This window comes from Vibrio sp. 661, from assembly GCF_033339315.1.
GTDB classification, from domain to species: domain Bacteria; phylum Pseudomonadota; class Gammaproteobacteria; order Enterobacterales; family Vibrionaceae; genus Vibrio; species Vibrio alginolyticus.
The window spans coordinates 724098-744786 of sequence record NZ_JAWOUJ010000002.1; the positions used below are offsets into that span (position 1 = coordinate 724098).

Annotated in this window: 17 protein-coding genes; 5 read left to right on the forward strand and 12 right to left on the reverse strand. The window is 45.1% G+C overall.

Annotation, left to right across the window (positions count from 1 at the left end; genetic code table 11):
* The first annotated feature begins 63 nt into the window (after positions 1 to 63).
* The gene (locus tag R7P69_RS07340) at positions 64 to 774 is read left to right on the forward strand and encodes a hypothetical protein (RefSeq protein ID WP_033906529.1); all 711 of its coding nucleotides are present in this window, start codon (positions 64 to 66) and stop codon (positions 772 to 774) included.
* An 82-nt stretch (positions 775 to 856) separates the two neighbouring features.
* On the opposite strand, the gene fruA is transcribed toward R7P69_RS07340, so the two are convergent.
* The 3 genes from fruA to fruB are packed head-to-tail and all read right to left on the reverse strand — an operon-like array spanning position 857 to position 4729.
* A complete protein-coding gene (gene fruA, locus R7P69_RS07345; RefSeq protein WP_033906530.1) occupies positions 857 to 2596 on the reverse strand; it encodes a PTS fructose transporter subunit IIBC in 1740 nt (579 codons plus the stop codon).
* Positions 2597 to 2614: 18 nt separating this feature from the next.
* Entirely contained in the window at positions 2615 to 3586 is a 972-nt protein-coding gene (gene pfkB, locus R7P69_RS07350) for a 1-phosphofructokinase (RefSeq protein ID WP_017634191.1), read from the reverse strand.
* 9 nt (positions 3587 to 3595) lie between these two features.
* Positions 3596 to 4729, reverse strand: a complete 1134-nt coding sequence (gene fruB / locus R7P69_RS07355; RefSeq protein WP_017634190.1) for a fused PTS fructose transporter subunit IIA/HPr protein — start codon at positions 4727 to 4729, stop codon at positions 3596 to 3598.
* A gap of 373 nt (positions 4730 to 5102) precedes the next feature.
* Here fruB and cra point away from each other — a divergent pair, with 373 nt between their 5' ends.
* Positions 5103 to 6083, forward strand: coding sequence for a catabolite repressor/activator (gene cra / locus R7P69_RS07360; RefSeq protein WP_005376402.1), 981 nt, complete (start codon positions 5103 to 5105; stop codon positions 6081 to 6083).
* 17 nt (positions 6084 to 6100) lie between these two features.
* Here cra and R7P69_RS07365 read toward each other — a convergent pair whose 3' ends face one another.
* Positions 6101 to 7054, reverse strand: a complete 954-nt coding sequence (locus tag R7P69_RS07365; RefSeq protein ID WP_017634189.1) for an endonuclease/exonuclease/phosphatase family protein — start codon at positions 7052 to 7054, stop codon at positions 6101 to 6103.
* Positions 7055 to 7280: 226 nt separating this feature from the next.
* Here R7P69_RS07365 and R7P69_RS07370 point away from each other — a divergent pair, with 226 nt between their 5' ends.
* Positions 7281 to 7814, forward strand: a complete 534-nt coding sequence (locus tag R7P69_RS07370; protein ID WP_005376400.1) for an RNA-binding S4 domain-containing protein — start codon at positions 7281 to 7283, stop codon at positions 7812 to 7814.
* A 106-nt stretch (positions 7815 to 7920) separates the two neighbouring features.
* Here the strand turns inward: R7P69_RS07370 and R7P69_RS07375 are convergent, their stop codons facing one another.
* The 7 genes from R7P69_RS07375 to R7P69_RS07405 all read right to left on the reverse strand — a co-directional run bounded on the left by R7P69_RS07375 (position 7921) and on the right by R7P69_RS07405 (position 14455).
* A complete protein-coding gene (locus tag R7P69_RS07375; RefSeq protein WP_213916508.1) occupies positions 7921 to 8739 on the reverse strand; it encodes an EAL domain-containing protein in 819 nt (272 codons plus the stop codon).
* 92 nt (positions 8740 to 8831) lie between these two features.
* Positions 8832 to 9752 (reverse strand): amino acid ABC transporter permease, encoded by a 921-nt coding sequence (locus R7P69_RS07380; protein ID WP_005376398.1) that lies wholly within the window; start codon positions 9750 to 9752, stop codon positions 8832 to 8834.
* Between the two features lie 81 nt (positions 9753 to 9833).
* Complete coding sequence (locus tag R7P69_RS07385; protein ID WP_238952674.1) at positions 9834 to 10652, reverse strand: transporter substrate-binding domain-containing protein; 819 nt, start codon at positions 10650 to 10652, stop codon at positions 9834 to 9836.
* Positions 10653 to 10661: 9 nt separating this feature from the next.
* The gene (locus tag R7P69_RS07390; protein ID WP_238952673.1) at positions 10662 to 11459 is read right to left on the reverse strand and encodes an amino acid ABC transporter permease; all 798 of its coding nucleotides are present in this window, start codon (positions 11457 to 11459) and stop codon (positions 10662 to 10664) included.
* Positions 11459 to 12193, reverse strand: coding sequence for an amino acid ABC transporter ATP-binding protein (locus R7P69_RS07395; RefSeq protein ID WP_017820955.1), 735 nt, complete (start codon positions 12191 to 12193; stop codon positions 11459 to 11461). Before R7P69_RS07395 ends, R7P69_RS07390 begins: the two co-directional genes overlap by 1 nt.
* A 162-nt stretch (positions 12194 to 12355) precedes the next feature.
* Positions 12356 to 13012 carry a lysoplasmalogenase gene (locus R7P69_RS07400; RefSeq protein ID WP_005376394.1) on the reverse strand — a complete coding sequence of 219 codons (657 nt, stop codon included), beginning with the start codon at positions 13010 to 13012 and terminating at the stop codon, positions 12356 to 12358.
* 294 nt (positions 13013 to 13306) lie between these two features.
* Entirely contained in the window at positions 13307 to 14455 is a 1149-nt protein-coding gene (locus tag R7P69_RS07405) for an iron-containing alcohol dehydrogenase (RefSeq protein WP_005386076.1), read from the reverse strand.
* A 206-nt stretch (positions 14456 to 14661) separates the two neighbouring features.
* Between R7P69_RS07405 and R7P69_RS07410 the strand changes: the two genes are divergently transcribed.
* Positions 14662 to 15543, forward strand: coding sequence for an AraC family transcriptional regulator (locus tag R7P69_RS07410; RefSeq protein ID WP_136977118.1), 882 nt, complete (start codon positions 14662 to 14664; stop codon positions 15541 to 15543).
* A gap of 277 nt (positions 15544 to 15820) precedes the next feature.
* On the forward strand, positions 15821 to 18982 hold the full coding sequence (locus R7P69_RS07415) for a chitinase C-terminal domain-containing protein (RefSeq protein WP_238952672.1): 3162 nt from the start codon (positions 15821 to 15823) through the stop codon (positions 18980 to 18982).
* 97 nt (positions 18983 to 19079) lie between these two features.
* On the opposite strand, the gene glgC is transcribed toward R7P69_RS07415, so the two are convergent.
* Entirely contained in the window at positions 19080 to 20297 is a 1218-nt protein-coding gene (gene glgC, locus R7P69_RS07420) for a glucose-1-phosphate adenylyltransferase (RefSeq protein WP_033906540.1), read from the reverse strand.
* Between the last annotated feature and the right edge of the window lie 392 nt (positions 20298 to 20689).

Genomic DNA, 20689 nt, shown 5'->3' on the forward strand with positions numbered 1-20689 from the left:
CTTACGATTACAATGCAAATCATGCGTATACTGATGTAACGACACATCAAAGATTGAGATTACATGAATAAGCGCATATTAAACGGACTCTTCTTCGTTGGTTCTTTCACCTTGGTTGGCTGCACCGCGACGGATAGCATGCCGACAGAAACCAAACAACCTGCCCCTAAAGTCAACAGTGTTAGTGCTGAAGTCATTTCCAGTTGGATTGATAGTAAGGTTTTAGCCCCTGAAGGGCTGTCGCTCGAGCAAGACAATCTACGTTATCTATCGGGTAGCGCCGACCTAAACAGCGACGGCAAGGCAGAATACATAGTGTTGCTTCAAGATCGCTATTTCTGTGGTAGTGGTGGCTGTGCTGCATATATGTTTGATAATGAGGGAAACGTTATTAATCGAATGTCGGTAACTCGCACGCCTATTGTACTAGCCGACAGTTACAGTAATGGTTGGCAGGACTTTATCGTTTGGAGTAATGGCTCCTATCGACTCATGAGTTACAACGGTGAGTCTTATCCAAGTAACCCGTCACTAGAGCCAAAGGTGGATCGAGACGCTAACCAGCAGGCGGCAATCGCAAATGTAATGGCGACAGAGCTTTATCAGCAAGACGGCTATGACATTCTGCCCGCAGAATCAAAAACCTTGTGGACGCCAGCTAACGTTTACCACTTTACCTTCAAGCACTACGGTGACCCGCATAGCGCTTATCAAGCAACGGTGGATATGAGCAGTGGGGAAGTAGACATTGTAGCCGTTCCGGCTGCGGAATAAAAAACACCTCCCTTAACCGGAATTAAAGGGAGGTGCTAAATGCCAAATTCGAGGGTGGCATTGTTAACCGGAGTCGCTCTAATTAAGCTGCGACTTCTTGTTTCGCTTCTGCTTTGCTTTTTAAGAATGCGTAAGTAAAGCCAGTTACCGCTGTACCTGCTGCAATAGCCACTAAATACATTAATACTGGTGAAATTGCGTTAGGAATTAGCAGCACGAATAGACCGCCGTGTGGTGCCATTAATTTCGCACCGAATAGCATCGATAGGGCACCAGTAAGCGCGCCACCTGCCATACAAGATGGAATCACGCGCATTGGATCTTTCGCAGCAAATGGAATTGCGCCTTCAGAGATGAAACAAAGGCCCAAGACAAATGATGCTTTACCTGCCTCACGTTCATTTTGTTCAAATTTGTTCTTCGCAATGAAGGTCGCTAAACCCATACCTAGCGCAGGAACCATACCTGCGGCCATGATTGCCGCCATTGGTGCGTAAGTTTGTGAAGCCAGAAGGCCAACACCAAATGCGTAAGCGGCTTTGTTTACCGGGCCTCCTAGGTCGAAACACATCATAGCGCCAAGGATAATACCCAGTAGTACTGCACTGTCAGAACCCATGTTGTTTAGGAAGTCAGTCAGGCCGTTCATGATGCCTGAAACTGGGCCGCCTACGATGTAGATCATCACAAGACCAGTGAACAATGTTGCCACAAATGGAATGATCAGAATCGGTTTAAGCGCCTCCATCGATTGTGGCAGTTTCACCTTATCTGCGAGGAGTTTCGCTGCGTAACCAGCAATGAAACCAGCCGCGATACCGCCAAGGAAACCTGCGCCAGTAGAACTTGCTAGCATACCACCAACAAGACCAGGAGCCAGACCAGGACGGTCAGCGATTGAAAACGCAATATAGCCAGCAAGTACAGGAATCATCAATGCGAATGCAGAGCCACCACCAATGTTCATCAAGGCTGCTGCTAGTGTGCCTTCTTCTTTAAATGCTTCAATACCAAACACGAACGATAGGGCGATGATCAAACCACCAGCGACAACCACAGGCAGCATGTGCGATACCCCTGTCATCAAGTGTTTGTAAGCGCCTTTCTTCTCGTCTGCTGCCGAAGCAGAATTTGCAGAACCTGAATGTTGGTAAATCGTGGCTTGCTCGAATGCTTTGTCCATCTCTTCGGCTGTTTTTTTCAGAGCTGGGCCTGTTTTCGTGCGGTACATCTTTTTGCCGTTAAAGCGATCAAGTGGCACTTCAATATCCGCAGCAATGATCACCAGATCGGCATCTGCAATTTCTTGCTCAGTCAGTTGGTTTTTAGCGCCAACTGAACCACGAGTTTCCACCTTGATTTGATGGCCACGACGCTTGCCTTCTTCTTCTAAAGCTTCTGCCGCCATAAAGGTATGCGCAACGCCAGTAGGGCATGCCGTGATTGCAACAATCTTCTTTGATGCTGATGTTGTATCTGTAGTGATAGGGGCTGCAAGTGTGGTTGCTTTTTCAAGTAAAGTGGCGTTTTCAACCGCTTGCTGGAGAAACGCAGTTGCGTCTTTTGCTACTTCGCTAATTTCCGCTTGGTAAACCTTTTTTCCTACAAAACGAGAAGTGTCGACGCTAGTATTTGCCGCAATGACAATGACTTCTGCTTGTTCAACGTCAGCTTCCGTCAATAGTGTTGGTTCAACCACACTTGATTGACATTCTATTTTGGCATTCCAGTTTAATTTTGCGGCGGCTTGTTCTAGTAATCCTGCCGCAAGGATGCTATTTGCTACACCGCTCGGACAGGCAGTAATAATGGCAATATTCATACGATAACCTTCTGTTCCTTAGTTTTGTTCTAAGTTTGTAATAGGGTAAAGCGCGCTAACTTCAGTTTGTCGCTTGATATTTTCCAGTTCTTCCTGACTGGTTAGCCCTACGCCAACTTGACTAACTGCCAAAGCAGAAAGTGCCGTAGCGAAGCGCAATAAATCGTTTTTAGGCATCAGTTGCATGTGGCCCCAACACAAGCCAGCGACCAGCGTATCGCCTGCGCCAACGGTGCTCACGACATGCATTCGAGGCGGTTTTGCACTAAGCCATTCGCCTTGGTTGAGCCACATAACACCGTCAGGACCCATAGAAACCACGATGTTTTCTATGCCCTTGTCGCTCAGTGTTTGCGCTGCAGCTTGGCATTGTTCAGGTGTTGCTAGATGTTCGCCAACAAAATCACCAAGCTCTTCATCGTTAGGCTTAATCAACCATGGGTGAGCCTCAATACCTGACTTCAATGCGGCTTTGCTACTGTCGAACAACACCTTTTTGCCTTGTTGATGCAGTGCTTCTATCCATGCAGCGCATTGTTCGGCGGTTACGCCTCCAGGTAAGCTACCTGCAAGTACAAAGTAATCATGCGTCTCCGCTAGACGAAATAGTGTCTCCTCAAAGCGAGTAATTTCGTCGGCCGCTACTTGAACGCCAGGGAAGTTGATATCACTGACGTTGCCATTGGCCTCAACCAGCTTAACGTTGATACGAGTGGCACCCTTTACTTCCACAAATTCATTCTTAACGTTGATGTCATTGAAAAGCTGATGAAATAGCTCAGGGTTATCTTTACCGAGAAAGCCGGTAACCGTGACGTCTGCGCCTAAATCGCTCAATACTTTTGCTACGTTGACACCTTTACCAGCAGCGTGGAGATTGCTTTGCTGTACTAAGCTCACGGAACCAACGTTTAGTTCATTTACTGAACCTGTTAAATCCAATGCTGGGTTGAGCGTAATAGTGACAACCTTATTTGTTTTGTTTGTCATATCGGATCCTTAACCTTCACCAAGGCCAGAAGCGATTGCATTTCCGATAGACTCCAAGGCTTGCGGCGCATCAGGGCCTTCTGCTGTAAATTGAAGTTGGTGACCGTGCTTAACGCCCAGCGCGATGACTTTCATTAGGCTCTTCGCGTTTACTGCTTTTCCATCTCCGTCTAGGTTGGAAACACGTATAGTGGATTCAAACTTTTTCGCTTCTGCGACTAACATTGCCCCCGGACGAGCATGTAGGCCGTGAGAGTTTTTGATTTTAAATACAGCGGTATTGCCTTCTTCTGAAGGTGCGGCTGTGACTTCTTCACCTTTGAACAAAGCAAGAATCTGTTCTACTGATGCATCTAAAAGCTTGCCGTGTTCATTGTTAAACACAATGTTAGAAAGCGTTTTTAGGATAGGTTGGTGAGCATTGTTACATGCCGCGAACGCGACAAGTGCACGCACTTTTTGACCTTCATATTCGCAGTCGTTTGCCGTCGAGACAAATGACACACCTGTGCGAGTGACATGTTTGTCACTGCCAATTAACCACAGGCCATTACCTAAGTGAGTTGGTTGTTTGGTAACGAGATCTGCAACGAACTCGTTATCAGCACATCCAGTATTTTTTAACAGACCACCAGCAACAGCACTCATCTGTAGCATGTCGCTCGCAGGGAACATGAGTTGAATTAAAGAAGCGTCAAAGTCTGCTTCAAGCTGAACATCACCGTGCAGTAGGGCGATGATCTCGTCTTCGTTTTTTGCATTACGCAGACGCTCTTCTACGCCATCTGCGCCTAGCACTTTGGTGAGCTGTTTAAGAATACCAAGGTGCTCATCAGATTTAGCTGCGATACCGATAGCGACGAACACAGTATTGCCATCACCCCAGTCGACACCTTGTGGGAAGTGATGCACAGCAACACCCGTTGTTTTCACCATTGTACGAGTGTCGGTTGTACCGTGCGGTATGGCGATACCGTTCCCCAAAAACGTAGAGTTTTGGTTTTCACGGTTTAGCATGCCTTCAACGTAACCGCGTTCAACTAGGCCTTTATCAGTCAGGCTATGAGCAATACTCTTTATTGCTTCAAACTTATCTGTCGCTGATTGCGAGAGGGTAATGTCGTTCTTATTTAGCTTAAGCATGGTGCTTCTCCAGCCTTAAGGTATCAATTTAAAAATGTATTCTGTGTGAGAAGTTGAACGCCGCTTCTTCTGAGCGCTTATCACTCCTCAAACCTTTTATCTTTCAAGCTAAATCGATTCAGCTTGTTGGTAAATTTTTTAAAAGACTCAGAAAAACTGTTTTAAAAACTGACGTTAACAAACGAGCCTTTGCCGCTGTCCTATAGCCTAGCTCACAAATTGGTTTGTTGCGTGTTCGGGTGATTTACGTCAATTTTTAAGTTTTGCTGAATCCTTTCAGCTTTTATACTGAATCGGTTCAGCTTATAATTCAACTTATCGAAAGATCGTTGATGTATTAATATGATCGCGCGCACAGAATAAGGTTTAGAATATGACACTGGATGAAATAGCCAAATTAGCGGGTGTTTCTAAGACAACTGCAAGCTATGTGATTAACGGAAAAGCGCAGAAATACCGCATCAGCGAGAAGACTCAGAAAAAGGTGATGGCCGTTGTAGATGAGTACAATTATAAGCCAGATCATGCGGCGTCTTCCTTGCGGGCAGGTAATTCACGCTCATTTGGGCTTATCATCCCAGACTTAGAGAACACCAGTTATGCGCGTCTTGCAAAGCTGATAGAGCAGAACTCTCGGAAAGCGGGGTACCAAATTTTGATTGGCTGCTCTGATGATGATCCTGATACAGAGCAAAAGGTGGCGGAAGCATTAGTCAGTCGTCGCATTGATGCGTTGTTTGTGGCAAGTGGTATGCCCACTGCAAACGAGTATTACCTTAAGTTGCAAAATTCTGGTACGCCAGTTATCGCGCTAGACCGTCCAATGGATGATGAGCACTTTTGTTGTGTCATCAGCGAAGATTTTGATGCCGCACTTGAACTCACTCAGTCAGTACTGTCAGAGGATATTAAGTCCATTGGCTTAATCGGTGCATTGCAAGATCTTCAAGTCTCAAAAGAGCGTGAGCTCGGTTTTCTATCTGCTTCTCAACAAGGTGGCAAAACGGCAACAGTGGGTTATGGACAACACTTCTCCCGGGAAGAAGGCAAGAAAGTCTTAGAGAGATGGTTAATAGAGAACGCATTGCCGGATGCCATTGTTACAACGTCATACACACTGTTAGAAGGTGTGTTGGATGTAATGCTAGAAAAACCAGAACTGATGGGAAAGGTGCGTTTAGCGACATTTGGTGATAATCGACTGCTGGACTTCTTGCCTGTGAAAATCAACTCTTTGCCTCAACAGTTTGAGTTGATCGCGGACAGCGCAATGGAGTTAGCACTCAACGCTTCCGCCAAGCGTTACAAGCCTGGCGTAGAACTTATCCCGCGTAAAATTGTGAAACGTCACTAAGTAACTAAATAGGTTGCTCAAAGCTTTACTTCAGCCGTCAGCGCCACAAATGCGTGGTCGCTGGCGTTTTTATCTCTGTCATAAATCGGGTTGATCAGATGTTGGTTAGACACCTGATAGTCAACAACCTCGGCAACCGATATATCTGATAAGGTGTCAAACTCTTGTGAGAGCAAGATATAGTCGAGTACGTTCCCAGTGGAAAAATGATAATGCGTGGCGGGGCGTTCATCCTTCTGAGCGTCACTTTGCAATAACCAACCATCTTTGAGTTGTAATTCAGTGACGCTGTCACCAGTATTGGATACCAATGCGCTGTTAACGCTGATAGGAGTGATAGGTTGATTCATATCGCCCATTAACACTGTCGGCATTGGTTTTTTTCGATACCTCTTTTGCATCGCGTCTCTTAACATCGCTGCTTCCCAGCCTCTTTGCTGGGTGGATAACCAGCGCCCAATAATCGTGCTAGACGTTTCTGGTTGTTCTGAGTCGGCCGGGCGTTGAGATTTCAGGTGCGTTACGTAAACGGCGATATGACCAAGTACAGGATGTATTACTTGGGCATAGATAGGTTTGCGACTGAACTCTGGAGCAACACTTACTCCAAAAGGCTCAAGCGTTGCTAAGTCAAACTCTACCGCTTGTACTTTTTCTATTGGAAACCGAGAGGCGATTGCCACAACAGGGCTTGAGTAAATGTACTCATCCTCAACATGTGGGGTGTCAACGGTCGCAAAGTAGGGGTAGCCGATGGTTGAAAAGAATGCCTGGGTCTTCTCGATACTGAACACTTCTTGTAAGCCAATCACGTCGCCTTCCAGTTTTTCAACTTGACGTTGCGTCCACGAAAGTTTGTCTCGCCATTGCTCTAACGAGTATATGTTCTCGAAATCATAGTAGGCGTTAGGCGGTGCGACAAAATTAAACAAGTTCGCAGTGACAAAGGTAATTCTACTTGGTTGAGACAAAGTATTCACTCTTTTCAACAATAACTTAGAGAGTATATACCTTCAGGTTGCGTAATTGCAGCTTCGTTTGAGCTACGCATCGGTATACAAGCTAACGAGCGACAAGTTAAATGGGTTAAGAGGTGCTCAAATGCCAAGGCGAATCGGTGATTGAACATCGGCAGAGGTTTCTATTTTTAAGCATTGCGTTTAAACTTCAGGGCATCAAATAGTAAGAGTAAGTAACATGACCCAAGATTACGACCACGAAGAGTATTTAGAAGGCGAAGAGATTGAGATCGAAGCGATTGGCATCGATGTTGATGCGCATCCAATCGAACTATACAAGCTTTTTAAAATCGCAAACTTGGTCAGCGGTGGCGGCGAAGCAAAACATATCATCGAGGAAGGCTATGTCGCGGTGAATGGTGAACTAGAAACACGTAAGCGCCGCAAGATGTATGATGGTGACTTTTTCGAGTTTAACCAGGAATATTATGTTGTGGTTTGCGATGCGCCAGTAACCGAACCTGAAACGGCAGAGCAAAAAGCAGAAAAGAAAGCGAAAAAAGAAGCACAGTCTTCTCGTAAAGATAAGTCTCGTCAAAGTAAGTCACCCAAAGCCTCTGGGCCTAAATCAACAGGCCGTAAAGCGGCACATAAAGAGCGTAAAGCGCAGAAAGAAGCGTTGTCTCAGTCTGCTAAGAAAGGCAAAAAAGAAGACAAACCGCAAGCCACTCGTGATCCGAAGAGCGGACGTAATTCTATTGATTTTTTCTAGGGAAATGAACGCTTAACTAAATAAGTGACATCTGAGTAAAACTAAAAAGCGCCGAGCATATTATATCGGCGCTTTTTTGGTTTCACTGTGCTGTAAGTGGGTAGTGTTAATGCACTGTCGTCTCGATGTTTAGGCTATCTGTCCAGTGATGAATGGCACAAGGCTTTCCTAAGTAAAAGCCTTGGTAATAATCCAAATTAAGTTGATACATAGCTTGTAGTTGCACGTCTTCTTCAACCCCTTCTATAATGACTTTTGCTCCCATATGATCCGCTAGATCAACGGCGCTATGTATGGAAAAGGTTTCTCCGGCGCAGTAGTCTAGCAAATAGGAACGATCGATTTTGATGATGTCAGGGCAGAGCTGCTGAACACGTGCGATATCAGAATGTTGGGCGCCAAAATCATCGATAGCAAAGATAAAACCATTCGCTTTCATTAACTGTACGGCTTTGATTAATAAATCCGTATTTCCGCATGACTCTTCGACTACTTCAAAAACTACGTCTGATGGGCTCATACCAAGTTCGGAAAGGCGTTTGTAAAGCAGGCCGTTATCTTTAAAGCCCATGTCTTTGGTTAGCGTGAGTAGCGTTTGAGGCATGACGTTAAGAAACAGTTTGATCGGTGTCCCTGCGAAATAGCGTGCAAAATTTCGAATGTGCATTGCTCTGGATAAAAACTCTACACATAAGCGAAAGTAGGGAGCAAGAGCATTATTGGCCAGAAACACGTCAGGACGAATTAGGGAACCATCAATGCCACGAATACGCAGTAAGGCTTCCATACCAATAATACGTTGGCGTCTATCAAAAATTGGCTGATAAACACTGTGAAAAGTGAATTGATTGAGAACTACGTAATATTCACCAAGATTATCTTGTTTTATGTATCGCTCGTAGTCGGATTGATTCTTTAACTCCATGAAAAACGCCGAAAATTTAGCATCTTGCCAATGTAACAGGGTGCAATTCTGATTTGAAGAATCAAATGTGCCTAATTACATATGCGGTTGAGTTAATTTGAAATGGCTTCCGATTTTGCTTCAATATGGCGGAAAATAAGTGACAGACCAAAACAGATTAAGAAGTAAGCAAGGCCGACAATCAACCAGATTTCAAATATATACCCTGATGAATTTGCCATCTCTGTCCCAACAAACGTCATTTCTTGTATCGAAATCAGTGAAACAATAGAGGTGTCTTTCACCAAAGAGATGGTTTGACCGGCAAGTGCAGGTGTTATTGATTTAAGCACCTGTGGCGCGATAACAAATCGGTATTTCACCCATCGAGACAAGCCCAATGAGTCAGCCGCTTCCCACTGACCTTGGTCGATACTTTGTAAACCACCGCGCACAACTTCTGCAATGTAGGCAGAAGAGAGTAAGCCGACGCATAATACGCCAGAGGCAAGGTTTTCCCAAAGGTTTGAAGGCCCAAACAGAAAGCGCTGTAGTGCATTTGGTTCGCCGTTGTAGTTTCGTAGAAGATCTTCCAAACCGAGTAACGGGATCAATTGGTTAGAAATGAAAAAGTAGAAAATAAAAACAAACACCAACGGAGGGATGTTTCTCACTAACTGGATAAACGCATTGGCAGGTGTGCGCAACCAAACGGAACGAGAGAAGCGTGCTAAGCCTAACAAAGTGCCAAACACTAATGCGAAGCTGATGCCCCAAATACTGAGCCTTAACGTCGAAATCAAACCTTGGAAGAAGTAGGGCAAACCACCACCTGCTCTAGGCGTGAAAAGTAATTCAAGCGCCTCTTTCCACTGCCACAAATAATGCACACCAACAGCGGACCGATGGTACAGCCAAACACCACCGATACCGCACATAACAAGTAGTACCCAGTCTAGTGTGTTTAATTGCGGTAAAAGGTAGCCTGTGCTGGATTTCGCGGGTGCTGTGCGAGTGGTAGTGTGTTCGCCCAAAAATTTGACTCCGATAAGTTATGGAAAAGTAAAATGGATGATTGGAGAGTATAGGCTCGCGGCGTCCACGAGCCATTTAGATTACTGGCCTTGCGCGACTTGATCTTGCCAATCTAATGTCGAGAACCAGTATTCATAACGTTGTTTTAACCATCCATCTTGGGTTCTTGCTTCAATCCATTTATTGAAAAAGGCCTTTTTATCTTCTTCCCCCAAGCGAACTGCAAAGGCTTCGTTGCCTTGTGATAGTCGCTCAGAGAATGGAAGGAATAGTTTGTCGCTGTGTTTCACTGTCTCATGTTCTGGTTTTGGGCTAGAAGCAATGACCGCGTGGGCGTTACCATTCAGCACCTCTTGGAACGCTTGCACGTCGTCATCAAATTGCAGGATCTTCGCTTTCGGGAAGGTTTCTCTGGCTACTTGAACGGTGAATGCGCCGCGACGAGCCGCAATTTTTACGCGTCGTGAGTCAAAATCCGAAAATTCGCTAAAATCAGAGGCGAGTTCTTTGTTTGCTGCTACTTGAACGCCTGAGTGCGAGTAGGCCTCAGTAAACAACACGCTTTTGGAACGTTCAGGCGTAACCGACATGCCACCGATGATCACGTCGAACTTTTTCGCCAGTAGTGCGGGAATAATGCCATCCCACGCAGTTGGTACGAATTCCACTTTCAAACCTGAATCTTGTGCTAAGCGTTTGGCCACATCGATTTCAAAACCGATTAACTCACCTTGCTTGTTACGCATTGCCCAAGGTACAAATGTTGACATACCAACGCGCAAAGTGCCTCGTTCTTTGATTTGATCTACATTGGGTGTGGCGACATCTTCTTTCGCGATTGTAGGCATAGTGATGGCTAGCCCTAATAATGCAGTAATGGTCGCTTTGAATAACTTCATGTTATCTCCTTATAATTTGCGCCAACTGGCTCCGAGTTTGTGTTCTAGCCATGCAGACAAGCCAGAAAGTGACAGAGTGAGAGCAAGATAAATTGCTGCCACGGTAAACCAAATTTCGAACGGCATCGCCGTCTCTGAGACGATGTTGCGTGCCTGTGTTGTTAGATCAAAAATCGCCATCACGCTTACAATGGAAGAGTTTTTGATCAAAGAAACCACTTCATTGGTTAATGGCGGTAATGTGCGCTGTAAAACCTGAGGAAAAATTACGTCTTTGTAGGTGTAAAACGGTGATAGCCCGAGAGTTTGTGCTGCTTCGAATTGCCCTTTAGGAATACTGTTTAAACCTGCACGGAATATTTCCGCGGTGTAGGCACCTTGGAAAAGGGACAATGCCAAAACGGCGGTGCTGAATCGGTCCAAACCAATCACCGGGCCAAACACGAAGTAGAGTAAATAGATTTGCACCAACAACGGCGTGTTACGTATTACTTCGACATAAGTGGTACCAATAACATTGCCGACTTTCGAATCGCTAAGCCTTAGTAACGCGGTAACCAACCCTAATACTAAGGTAAAAAATAGACTAATAGCCGAGATGTTAAGCGTTACCAATAGCCCATCAATAAGTTCTGCCGGCCACCATTCGCCATCTTCATAAAAAGCGATGTAATCAGGTACGCGCTCCCATTGCCATTGATAGCCCATAGCGTCGGCACCAGAGTCCAACACCCACACAATCGCGATGAAGAGGAGCGTCATTTGCAGTATAGCTTGAAGGACAGGTTTGATTAAGCGAACTATCATCAGTAACTTAAAATTTGGTTCAAAAATGCTTGGGTTCGTGGATGCTGTGGTGTCTCAAATAAGGCGACTGGAGAGTTCATTTCCACGATTTGGCCTTCGTCCATAAATACCACGCGGTTCGCTACTTTTTTGGCAAATCCCATTTCATGTGTGACGCAAATCATCGTCATTCCGCTTTGAGCCAGCTCAACCATGACATCCAACACTTCGTTGATCATTTCCGGATCAAGCGCTGAAGTTGGCTCGTCAAACAGGAGTAAATCCGGTTCCATACACAAGGAGCGGGCAATCGCGACGCGTTGCTGCTGACCGCCAGAAAGCTGGATAGGATACTTACTCGCTTGCTCTTCAATATTGACTCGCTTTAGGTAATGTCTTGCGCGTTTTTCAGCTTCTTGTTTTGATAATTTGTGTGTGCGAATCGGCGCTAAGGTGAGGTTTTCCAGTACAGTCAAATGAGGAAAAAGGTGAAAGTGTTGGAACACCATGCCGATTTTACCGGGCTTGAGAGATTTTGCGTGAGAAGGCTGGTCGAACACATGAAGCTGGCCTTCTTGAATCGATTCAAGATGATTGATGCAACGAATGAGCGTTGATTTTCCGGAACCTGAAGGGCCACACACCACGACGATCTCGCCAGAATGCACGGAGAAGTTGATGTCTTTTAGAGCGTGGTAATCGCCATACCACTTATTTACGTCGCTAAACTCAACGACGGGAGTATTCTCTTTCAAAGGGGCACGCTATAACGGAAAAATATCCTTTTACAATAGCAAGTTGTGCGCGTAATTTCATTAAGAATAAGCTAATGTTTAGGCGATGATTTTAAGACTCTATTCAGATCGCTTACAAGATACATCCATGTTTCTTTAATGTTGGTGTAGTCTAGAGTATGACTAACTCAGTTCAACGAGATACGGATAACGAACAACAATCGCAACAACAGACATAACCATTAGTGTCTGTGCAGAATAGTAGGTCACCATGACAACTTGTCGTGAAAATATTGACCGTCCTCCAAAGCGTTCGAAAGCCAATACGATGCCAGAGATAATAAAGATAAAGCTTCCGAGCACTGCAAAAGAGGAGGATTGTGTTTTCCCACTCAAATAATACTCGATCGAAGCCCAGCACATAGTCATCAGTACCAATATATAACTAGCAACTGGCCGTTTTTCTTTACCGAGATCCGGTCGGAACAACCAGTAGACGCATATACCGAGTCCGAACAAGGCAATTGGGAGCCAAGGTGTAAAATGCCACGCTGACATGATGGCAAAACCATAACTATAGGAGAGATGGGCAGAGCAAAAGAGCACTAATCCTGTAATGAACTTGTCTCTAGGGAGCATTAATAACACGTCACCAAGCAACGAGAGCGATAAGCCAATCAAAATCCAATGCGCATATGGCATTGGGTAAGCCGGGGACTGAATTAAAATACCAAGCATACAGAGCACTGGTAATGGTTTAGAAACGTAAAAGAGCCATTTAGAGCCTTTACGGATACTGATGATATGTATGAATGCTAATACGACAACAACTAGCCACATAAAGTGTTTTCTCGAACAGACAAAATTATGTAGTACATCACTACAACAAATCAAAACTTAATTAACGAGTTAACTCGTTCTTTGATCTCAATTATTTTTATTTGTGTAAAGCTGGACAGTTGTCTCTTTACTAACCAACACGGCCGATTTTTTGTCTGGAGGGAATCGTTGTTTTTAGAAGCCTCCTCGTTTTGAACGTGATGCGGCTTACAAAATAGCATAAAAAAACGGTATTGTGACTGTTAAGTCACAATACCGTTAAACCCTAGGAAGGGCAGTGAAGAATTGTTGCAGTTATGAGACAGCTAACTCTAAGATTTCTCGGCTACGTTCAAGTGTGATCGCCTGGTTTTCACCTAAAACAGTCATGCCGTGTTTGTTTAGTTGATCAATGATGGCATCGATAGCTTGTTCACGGCTCTCACCATAGTTTTCGAGCTTAGTTGCGACATCAAGTTGATGATAAAACGCTTCGATAGATTCGATTGTGCGCTCTGCTAAATCCTCACCTGCTTCAAGACCAAATACGTTGCGACCCATTTGTTCTAACTTAGGGCGCTTAAACTGCATTTGGTTACGAAGTAACGACGGTTGGACAATTGCAAGAGAACGCGCATGATCAACGCCCCATAGAGCGGTTAATTCATGGCCGATCATATGTGTCGCCCAGTCTTGTGGAACGCCACTACCAATTAACCCATTCAATGCTTGGTTAGCAGACCACATTAAGTTTGCGCGCCACATATCGTCGTCTCGTTCCGCAAACTGTTCTCCGAGTGTTTTTAAGGTTTTCAGCAGTGTTTCTGCGTAACCATCTTGAACCATTGCACCGGTAGGAAGCGTCAAGTATTGCTCACATACATGCACCCATGCGTCAACAATGCCGTTGATAAGCTGGCGTTCTGGCAGTGTTTTCATTACATCTGGGTCTAACACGGCAAATTTTGGCTGCACTGCTGGAGACATGAACGGAAGTTTGTCTTGAGTTTCTTTTTTAGTGATAACTGCGCCCATGTTTGACTCTGAGCCTGTTGCTGGCAATGTCAAAATTGCAGCTAGAGGCGTCGCTTCAGTGACTTGGTGCTTACCAATCATGATATCCCAACCATCACCATCATACTTTGATGCCGCTGCTACGTATTTGGAGCCATCGATGACTGAACCACCACCTACCGCTAAAATAAAGTCAACGCCATGCTCTTTTACCATTGCGACTGCTTTATCGAGTGTTTCTTTGGTTGGGTTTGGTTCAACACCTGAAAACTCTAGCCATTCATGTCCCTCAAGAGCTTCTGCTACTTGGTCGTACACGCCATTTTTTTTGATGGAGCCACCACCGTATACCACTAAAACTTTTTGGTCGGATGGGATAGCTTCTTTGATTGCTGCGATTTGTTTTTGACCAAAGAAAATCTTGGTTGGGTTTACATAAGAAAAGTTCATTATTAGCCCTCTTGCTTCCAGTGAAGGAGATTGAATACATGCATATTAGTCCTGATTAACGATGGTTAACAGGTCGATTTCTGCAAATAATTTGCCTATTTCTACAAAATTGATGCTCTTGAGCTAGAAAGTTAAAGTCGAGAGGAAGTATAGTGCTCGAAACGATAATAGAGACCAAACTCGTTGGTCATTGATGGAGCGCTCTAATGCACACTCTCGCAGATATCATGCAGCAATATGTTGAAAAGCAGGGGCTGCATGACCTAGAAGGTATGAAGAAAACAGCGATAGATGGCGTATGGTTTTATCGCAGTAGCAAAGGGAATCATCGCCAGCCGTTTGTCTATCAGTCCGGCATCATCGTCTTGGGTCAAGGGCATAAGAACATTCATATTGGTGATACACCAGTGCAATATGGGCCCGATGATTACCTTGTTGTCGGGGTTCCCATGCCACTAGAGTGCGAAGCGTTTGCGACAAACAATGAGCCTTTACTTGGCATTTCGATAGATATTTCGCCAACGCTTCTTCATAAACTCGTTAAAAAATTAGAGGCTGAGAAATTCAGTAATAAGTGTCTGGATGCTACCCGCTGCGGCCTTAAGTCGGTACGTATGAATGAAGGTATGTTGGATGCGTGCAAGCGGTTAATGAAAGCAATGTGTGACGAGCTTGATGTTATCATGCTTGGCGAGCTGCTTCTTGAGGAAATTGTGTATCGTACTTTGGTGAGCAAAGAGGGGTATGTTTTATTTGACCTAGCACATCAAGAAGGTTCTTACGCGAGGGTCGCTAAAGCACTAAATCGCGTGCATCAAGCGTATCACGAACAGTTGAACGTACAAGCATTGGCTGAAGAAGCCAACATGAGTGTGTCTGCTTTCCATCAAGCATTTCGCAATGTCACGCTTGAATCTCCGCTGCAATATATTAAGAAAGTTCGACTTAACAAAGCGCGCGAATTGATCAAGTTAGAGGGGCGACGTGTTAATGATGCAGCGAGAATGGTTGGGTACACGAGCCCATCACAGTTTAGTCGCGAGTACAAGCGGCATTTTAATGAAACGCCAAGGTCAACAAAGGCTTAGTGATCTTTATTTCAAAATGGCGACTTTTTTTACCTTTTTTATTAATTTGCGAGTGACATATTTATTTAAGTTATAAAATTAGTTACTGGTGCCAAATAATAGGTACGTTGTTGCAATCATTTAGTGGATTGTTGCGAGGCGGTGTGGAAAACTCGTAAATAGATAGTGTGAAATCACCAACTTGTACTTAAGTTATTTTACGTCGAAATAAAAGTATAGATGCGCTTCGTTTAGCGCATTTAGTATTGTTTTAACAATAACTTAAGGAAGAGCGATTATGCACCTTAAAAACGGCAACGCAGTGAAAAACGTGTTCACACTAAGCACACTCACTGCTTCTTGTCTTATGGCCTTCAATAGCTACGCAGCAGTTGACTGTGCCCCTCTAGAAACTTGGCAATCATCAAAAGTTTATAACGGTGGCGACCAAGTTCAGCATGAAGGTAATGCTTATAAAGCGCGTTACTGGACGCAAAACAATAATCCAGCGCAATCTGGTGAGTGGGGCGAGTGGGAAACACTTGGCGCTTGTGATGGCACTGGACCGGTTGATCCACCTCAGAATGAAGTCCCGACGGTTACTCTGACATCGCCTTCTGCGTCGGCTTCTGTGACTGCGGGTGATGTTGTTAACCTAGCTGCAGATGCGGCAGATACTGATGGGACTGTTAGCAAAGTAGAGTTCTTTGTTGATGGTGTATTAGTTGGTCAGGCAACGTCTGCGCCGTATGCTGCATCGTGGACAGCAACTGAAGGACAGCACGAGTTCTCTACCAAGGCCTATGACGATGCAGGTGCCGTTAGTACGGCAAGTGTTGTGACGTTAACTGTGGCATCAGCGCAACCTGGTAACGAAGCGCCGACAGTGGATGTCGCGCTTTCTGCGAGCTCTATTGACCTGGGTGGTTCCGTAACACTGACTGCAAATGCTACGGATGCGGATGGTACCGTTGCTAAAGTTGATTTTTATGTTGCAGGTGTGCTTGCTGGCACTGCTACAACAGCGCCATACACGCTGGATGTAACCCCTTCACAAGCTGGCTCATTAAGTGTTTATGCGAGAGCAACCGATGATGCTGGAGCAACAGCAGATTCTGCAATTGCGACGTTAACAGTAAACGGCGGCGCAGTGACATCTAATTGTCGTCCTGATGGTCTTTATCAAACAACGGGTGTAGATGTTCCTTACTGTTCTATTTATGACGAAGAAGGCCGTGAGAAAATGGGGGCTGATCACCCACGTCGTGTAATCGGCTACTTCACCAGTTGGCGATCAGGTGACGACCCACAATCGACTTACCTTGTTAAAGACATTCCTTGGGAACAACTTACTCACATTAACTACGCGTTTGTGAGCATTGGTTCTGACGGCAAAGTAAACGTTGGCGACGTAAATGATCCTAACAACCCTGCTACAGGTAAAACTTGGCCAGGCGTTGAGGTAGATCCCGCTCTTGGTTTTAAAGGTCATTTTGGTGCACTAGCAACTTACAAGCAAAAACATGATGTTAAAACGCTAATCTCGATTGGTGGTTGGGCTGAAACGGGCGGTCACTTCGATACGAACGGCGATCGTGTAGCTGATGGTGGCTTCTACACCATGACGACGAATGCGGACGGTTCTATTAATCATGCTGGTATTGAGAAGTTCGCAACTTCAGCCGTTGAAATGATGCGTCAGTACAAGTTCGATGGTCTGGATATCGACTATGAATACCCGACGTCAATGGCTGGTGCTGGTAACCCTTACGACAAAGACTTCATGGAACCACGTCGTCAGTATTTATGGGCGTCTTACCAAGAGCTGATGAAAGTATTGCGTGAGAAACTTGATGCGGCATCCGCGCAAGATGGTATTCATTATATGCTGACTATCGCAGCACCATCTTCAGGTTACTTGCTACGTGGGATGGAAACCTTCGATGTAACTAAGTACCTAGACTACGTAAACATCATGTCTTACGACTTGCATGGGGCTTGGAATGATCACGTTGGTCATAACGCGGCTTTATTCGATACAGGTAAAGACTCTGAGCTAGCGCAGTGGAACGTATACGGCACTGCTGCATACGGTGGTATCGGTTACTTGAACACAGACTGGGCTTACCATTACTTCCGTGGCTCTATGCCAGCAGGTCGTATCAACATTGGTGTTCCTTACTACACCCGTGGTTGGCAAGGTGTTACTGGTGGCGACAATGGCCTTTGGGGCCGAGCGGCACTACCAAACCAAGCAGAGTGCCAACCGGGCACAGGTGAAGGTGAGAAGAACAACTGTGGTCACGGCGCTATTGGTATCGACAACATGTGGCATGATACCGACCCTAAAGGAAACGAAATGGGCGCTGGTTCTAACCCAATGTGGCATGCTAAGAACCTAGAAAACGGTATTTGGGGCTCTTACGCAGCTGCTTACGGTCTCGACCCTGTCAACGATCCTTCAGATAAGTTTGTTGGTACTTATACCCGTCATTACGATAGCGTTGCTGTGGCACCTTGGTTGTGGAACGCAGAGAAGAGCGTATTCCTATCTACGGAAGATAAAGCTTCTATCGAGGTGAAAGCCGATTACGTTATCGATAAAGAGATCGGCGGTATCATGTTCTGGGAACTAGCCGGTGACTACAACTGTTACGTACTGGATGCAAATGGTAATCGTACGGCAGTAGATGCCACTGAACAAGCTTGTGCGGCAGGTAATGGTGAATACCACATGGGTAACACTATGACCAAAGCTATCTACGACAAGTTTAAGTCTGCGACGCCTTACGGTAATAAAGTAGCGACTGGTCCAACACCAACTGAAGCAGTAGACATTACTGTTAGTGTTGGCGGCTTCAAAGTTGGCGATCAAAACTACCCAATTAACCCGAAAATCACGTTTACGAACAACACTGGTCAAGCGATCCCTGGCGGTACTGAATTCCAATTCGATATCCCAGCATCTGCGCCGGACAACGCGAAAGACCAATCAGGTGGTGGTTTGAAAGTGATTGCTTCTGGACATACTCGAGCAAACAACATTGGTGGCTTAGATGGCGTAATGCACCGTGTGTCGTTCTCTCTACCAGCATGGAAAGACTTGCCAGCGGGCGGCACTTACGGGCTTGATATGGTTTACTACCTACCAATCTCTGGTCCGGCTAACTACTCAGTGATTTCTGGTGGTAAAGAGTTTGCGTTCAAGTTTGAACAGCCAGATCTACCAATTGGTGATCTCAATGCGGGCACGGGTGGTGGTACCACTGAACCAGGTACGTGTGATACGACAGGTTTAGTGACATACCCAGCTCTGCCACAAACGGATTGGGCAGGTAATCCAAGCCACGCTAACCAAGGTGATAAGATCATCCACAACGGTGTGGTTTACCAAGCGAACTGGTGGACAGCGGCTGAACCGGGTACAGATGGTAGCTGGTCAACGGTATGTAACATCTAATTATTATGGATTATTTGTTATAGCCTAATGTTTACAGGCACTTAAACAAAAGCGCACGATGATTATCGTGCGCTTTTTTGTTGTGATAGTTTGTCGTTTAATCGAATTGGTAACTTTCGGGTATGACGACAATACCTTTGTCTGAGATTTTAAATCGCTTCGCATCTTCAAGTTTGTTGATGCCAATTTGAGTATGTGGCGGAATACGAACATGTTTATCAACTATGCAGTTGACCAACTGACTTCCTTCACCGACTTCTACGTCATCAAAAATGATGGAATCGACTACCGTTGCACTATCTTGAATGCGTACGTTAGAGGAGATTATGGAGTGCTGTACTGAGCCTCCGGAATTGATGACACCGGTAGCAATGATGGAGTTAATAAAAATGCCTTCATTACCCGTGGCCGACGATACAGTACGAGCTGGTGGAAACTGCGGCTCGTAAGTACGAATCGCCCAATTGGACTGATAAAGGTTCATTGGCGGCACAGGTTCTAGTAGATCCATATTCGCTTCATAGAAGGAATCAATGGTACCCACGTCGCGCCAATAGCAATCTTTATCGACGCGCCCTTTACTGCCACAGAATTGATAAGCGTAAACGGATTCGGTATCAATCAGCTTAGGTATGATGTCTTTTCCGAAGTCATGGCTTGATGAATCGAGTTTTGAGTCTTCTTCAAGCGCTTCTTTCAAAACATCCATATCAAAGATATATATTCCCATAGAAACAAGGCTTCTGGTCGCGCTTCCAGGAAGAGTAGGTGGGGTTTCAGGTTTCTCTATAAACGAAGTAACGAGCCCGTTTTCTGCGGTGCCCATTACACCGAATGCTGAAGCATCCTCTACGGGAACATCCATACAGGCAACGGTGAGCTTAGCACCTTTCTCTTTATGCTCTTCAAGCATTGCGGCGTAGTCCATTCGATAGATATGATCGCCGGATAACACAACCACATACTTTGCATCATTTCGCGATAGCAACCACATGTTGTGATAAATCGCATCGGCGGTTCCTTCATACCATGCACCACCTTTGCGCATTTGTGGTGGAACAGCAGTGATGTACTCGCCTAGCTCTGGATTGAATATCGACCAGCCGTCTCGTAAGTGTTTTTGAAGTGAATGAGATTTATATTGGGTTAAAACAAGGATCTTGCGTAAACCCGAATGTAAACAATTGGTTAGTGTGAAATCTATAATTCGATATTTTCCGCCAAAAGGTACGGCTGGCTTGGTTCTGTCATCGGTGAGTGGGCTGAGTCTAGACCCCATCCCTCCTGCTAAAATTACGGCAAGTGCGTCTTCCATAGTATTCCCTTTCCCTTTTCTGACATGCATCAAAACGGTGCTAACCTGAAGGAGGTGGTATGCAACGCAGAGGTTTTGAAAAGCATGTGCTAATGTGCTTATTAGTGAAAAGTCTACTACAAGAATCGAGCCATAGAATATCTCCTTAAAAATCAAGGAGGTTAAAATTTCACTGTAAGACAACTGCACCATATTAGTGAAGCGCTAAATAGCCCGTGCATCAAATTGGCGCAAAATTGTAGAAAGGAGAAGTCAACAAGTATGGATTTACAATGTAAAGTGGCGACAAAACAAGAAGATAAATAGGGTTTTCTAGCTTAATAACTATCGCCAAACAAGGCTTAGGGTTAGCGTCTTAACTCTAAAGGCCTAAAACAGGCGCGTTGATGTAA

What these genes read in the sequence shown, in the direction of transcription:
- glgC (WP_033906540.1), bottom strand. Translation starts at nt 20,297, where the DNA reads ATGGAAGACGCACTTGCCGTAATTTTAGCAGGAGGGATGGGGTCTAGA.
- fruA (WP_033906530.1), bottom strand. Translation starts at nt 2,596, where the DNA reads ATGAATATTGCCATTATTACTGCCTGTCCGAGCGGTGTAGCAAATAGC.
- fruB (WP_017634190.1), bottom strand. Translation starts at nt 4,729, where the DNA reads ATGCTTAAGCTAAATAAGAACGACATTACCCTCTCGCAATCAGCGACA.
- pfkB (WP_017634191.1), bottom strand. Translation starts at nt 3,586, where the DNA reads ATGACAAACAAAACAAATAAGGTTGTCACTATTACGCTCAACCCAGCA.
- R7P69_RS07390 (WP_238952673.1), bottom strand. Translation starts at nt 11,459, where the DNA reads ATGATAGTTCGCTTAATCAAACCTGTCCTTCAAGCTATACTGCAAATG.
- R7P69_RS07410 (WP_136977118.1), top strand. Translation starts at nt 14,662, where the DNA reads ATGCACACTCTCGCAGATATCATGCAGCAATATGTTGAAAAGCAGGGG.
- R7P69_RS07400 (WP_005376394.1), bottom strand. Translation starts at nt 13,012, where the DNA reads ATGTGGCTAGTTGTTGTCGTATTAGCATTCATACATATCATCAGTATC.
- R7P69_RS07405 (WP_005386076.1), bottom strand. Translation starts at nt 14,455, where the DNA reads ATGAACTTTTCTTATGTAAACCCAACCAAGATTTTCTTTGGTCAAAAA.
- R7P69_RS07415 (WP_238952672.1), top strand. Translation starts at nt 15,821, where the DNA reads ATGCACCTTAAAAACGGCAACGCAGTGAAAAACGTGTTCACACTAAGC.
- R7P69_RS07375 (WP_213916508.1), bottom strand. Translation starts at nt 8,739, where the DNA reads ATGGAGTTAAAGAATCAATCCGACTACGAGCGATACATAAAACAAGAT.
- cra (WP_005376402.1), top strand. Translation starts at nt 5,103, where the DNA reads ATGACACTGGATGAAATAGCCAAATTAGCGGGTGTTTCTAAGACAACT.
- R7P69_RS07370 (WP_005376400.1), top strand. Translation starts at nt 7,281, where the DNA reads ATGACCCAAGATTACGACCACGAAGAGTATTTAGAAGGCGAAGAGATT.
- R7P69_RS07340 (WP_033906529.1), top strand. Translation starts at nt 64, where the DNA reads ATGAATAAGCGCATATTAAACGGACTCTTCTTCGTTGGTTCTTTCACC.
- R7P69_RS07385 (WP_238952674.1), bottom strand. Translation starts at nt 10,652, where the DNA reads ATGAAGTTATTCAAAGCGACCATTACTGCATTATTAGGGCTAGCCATC.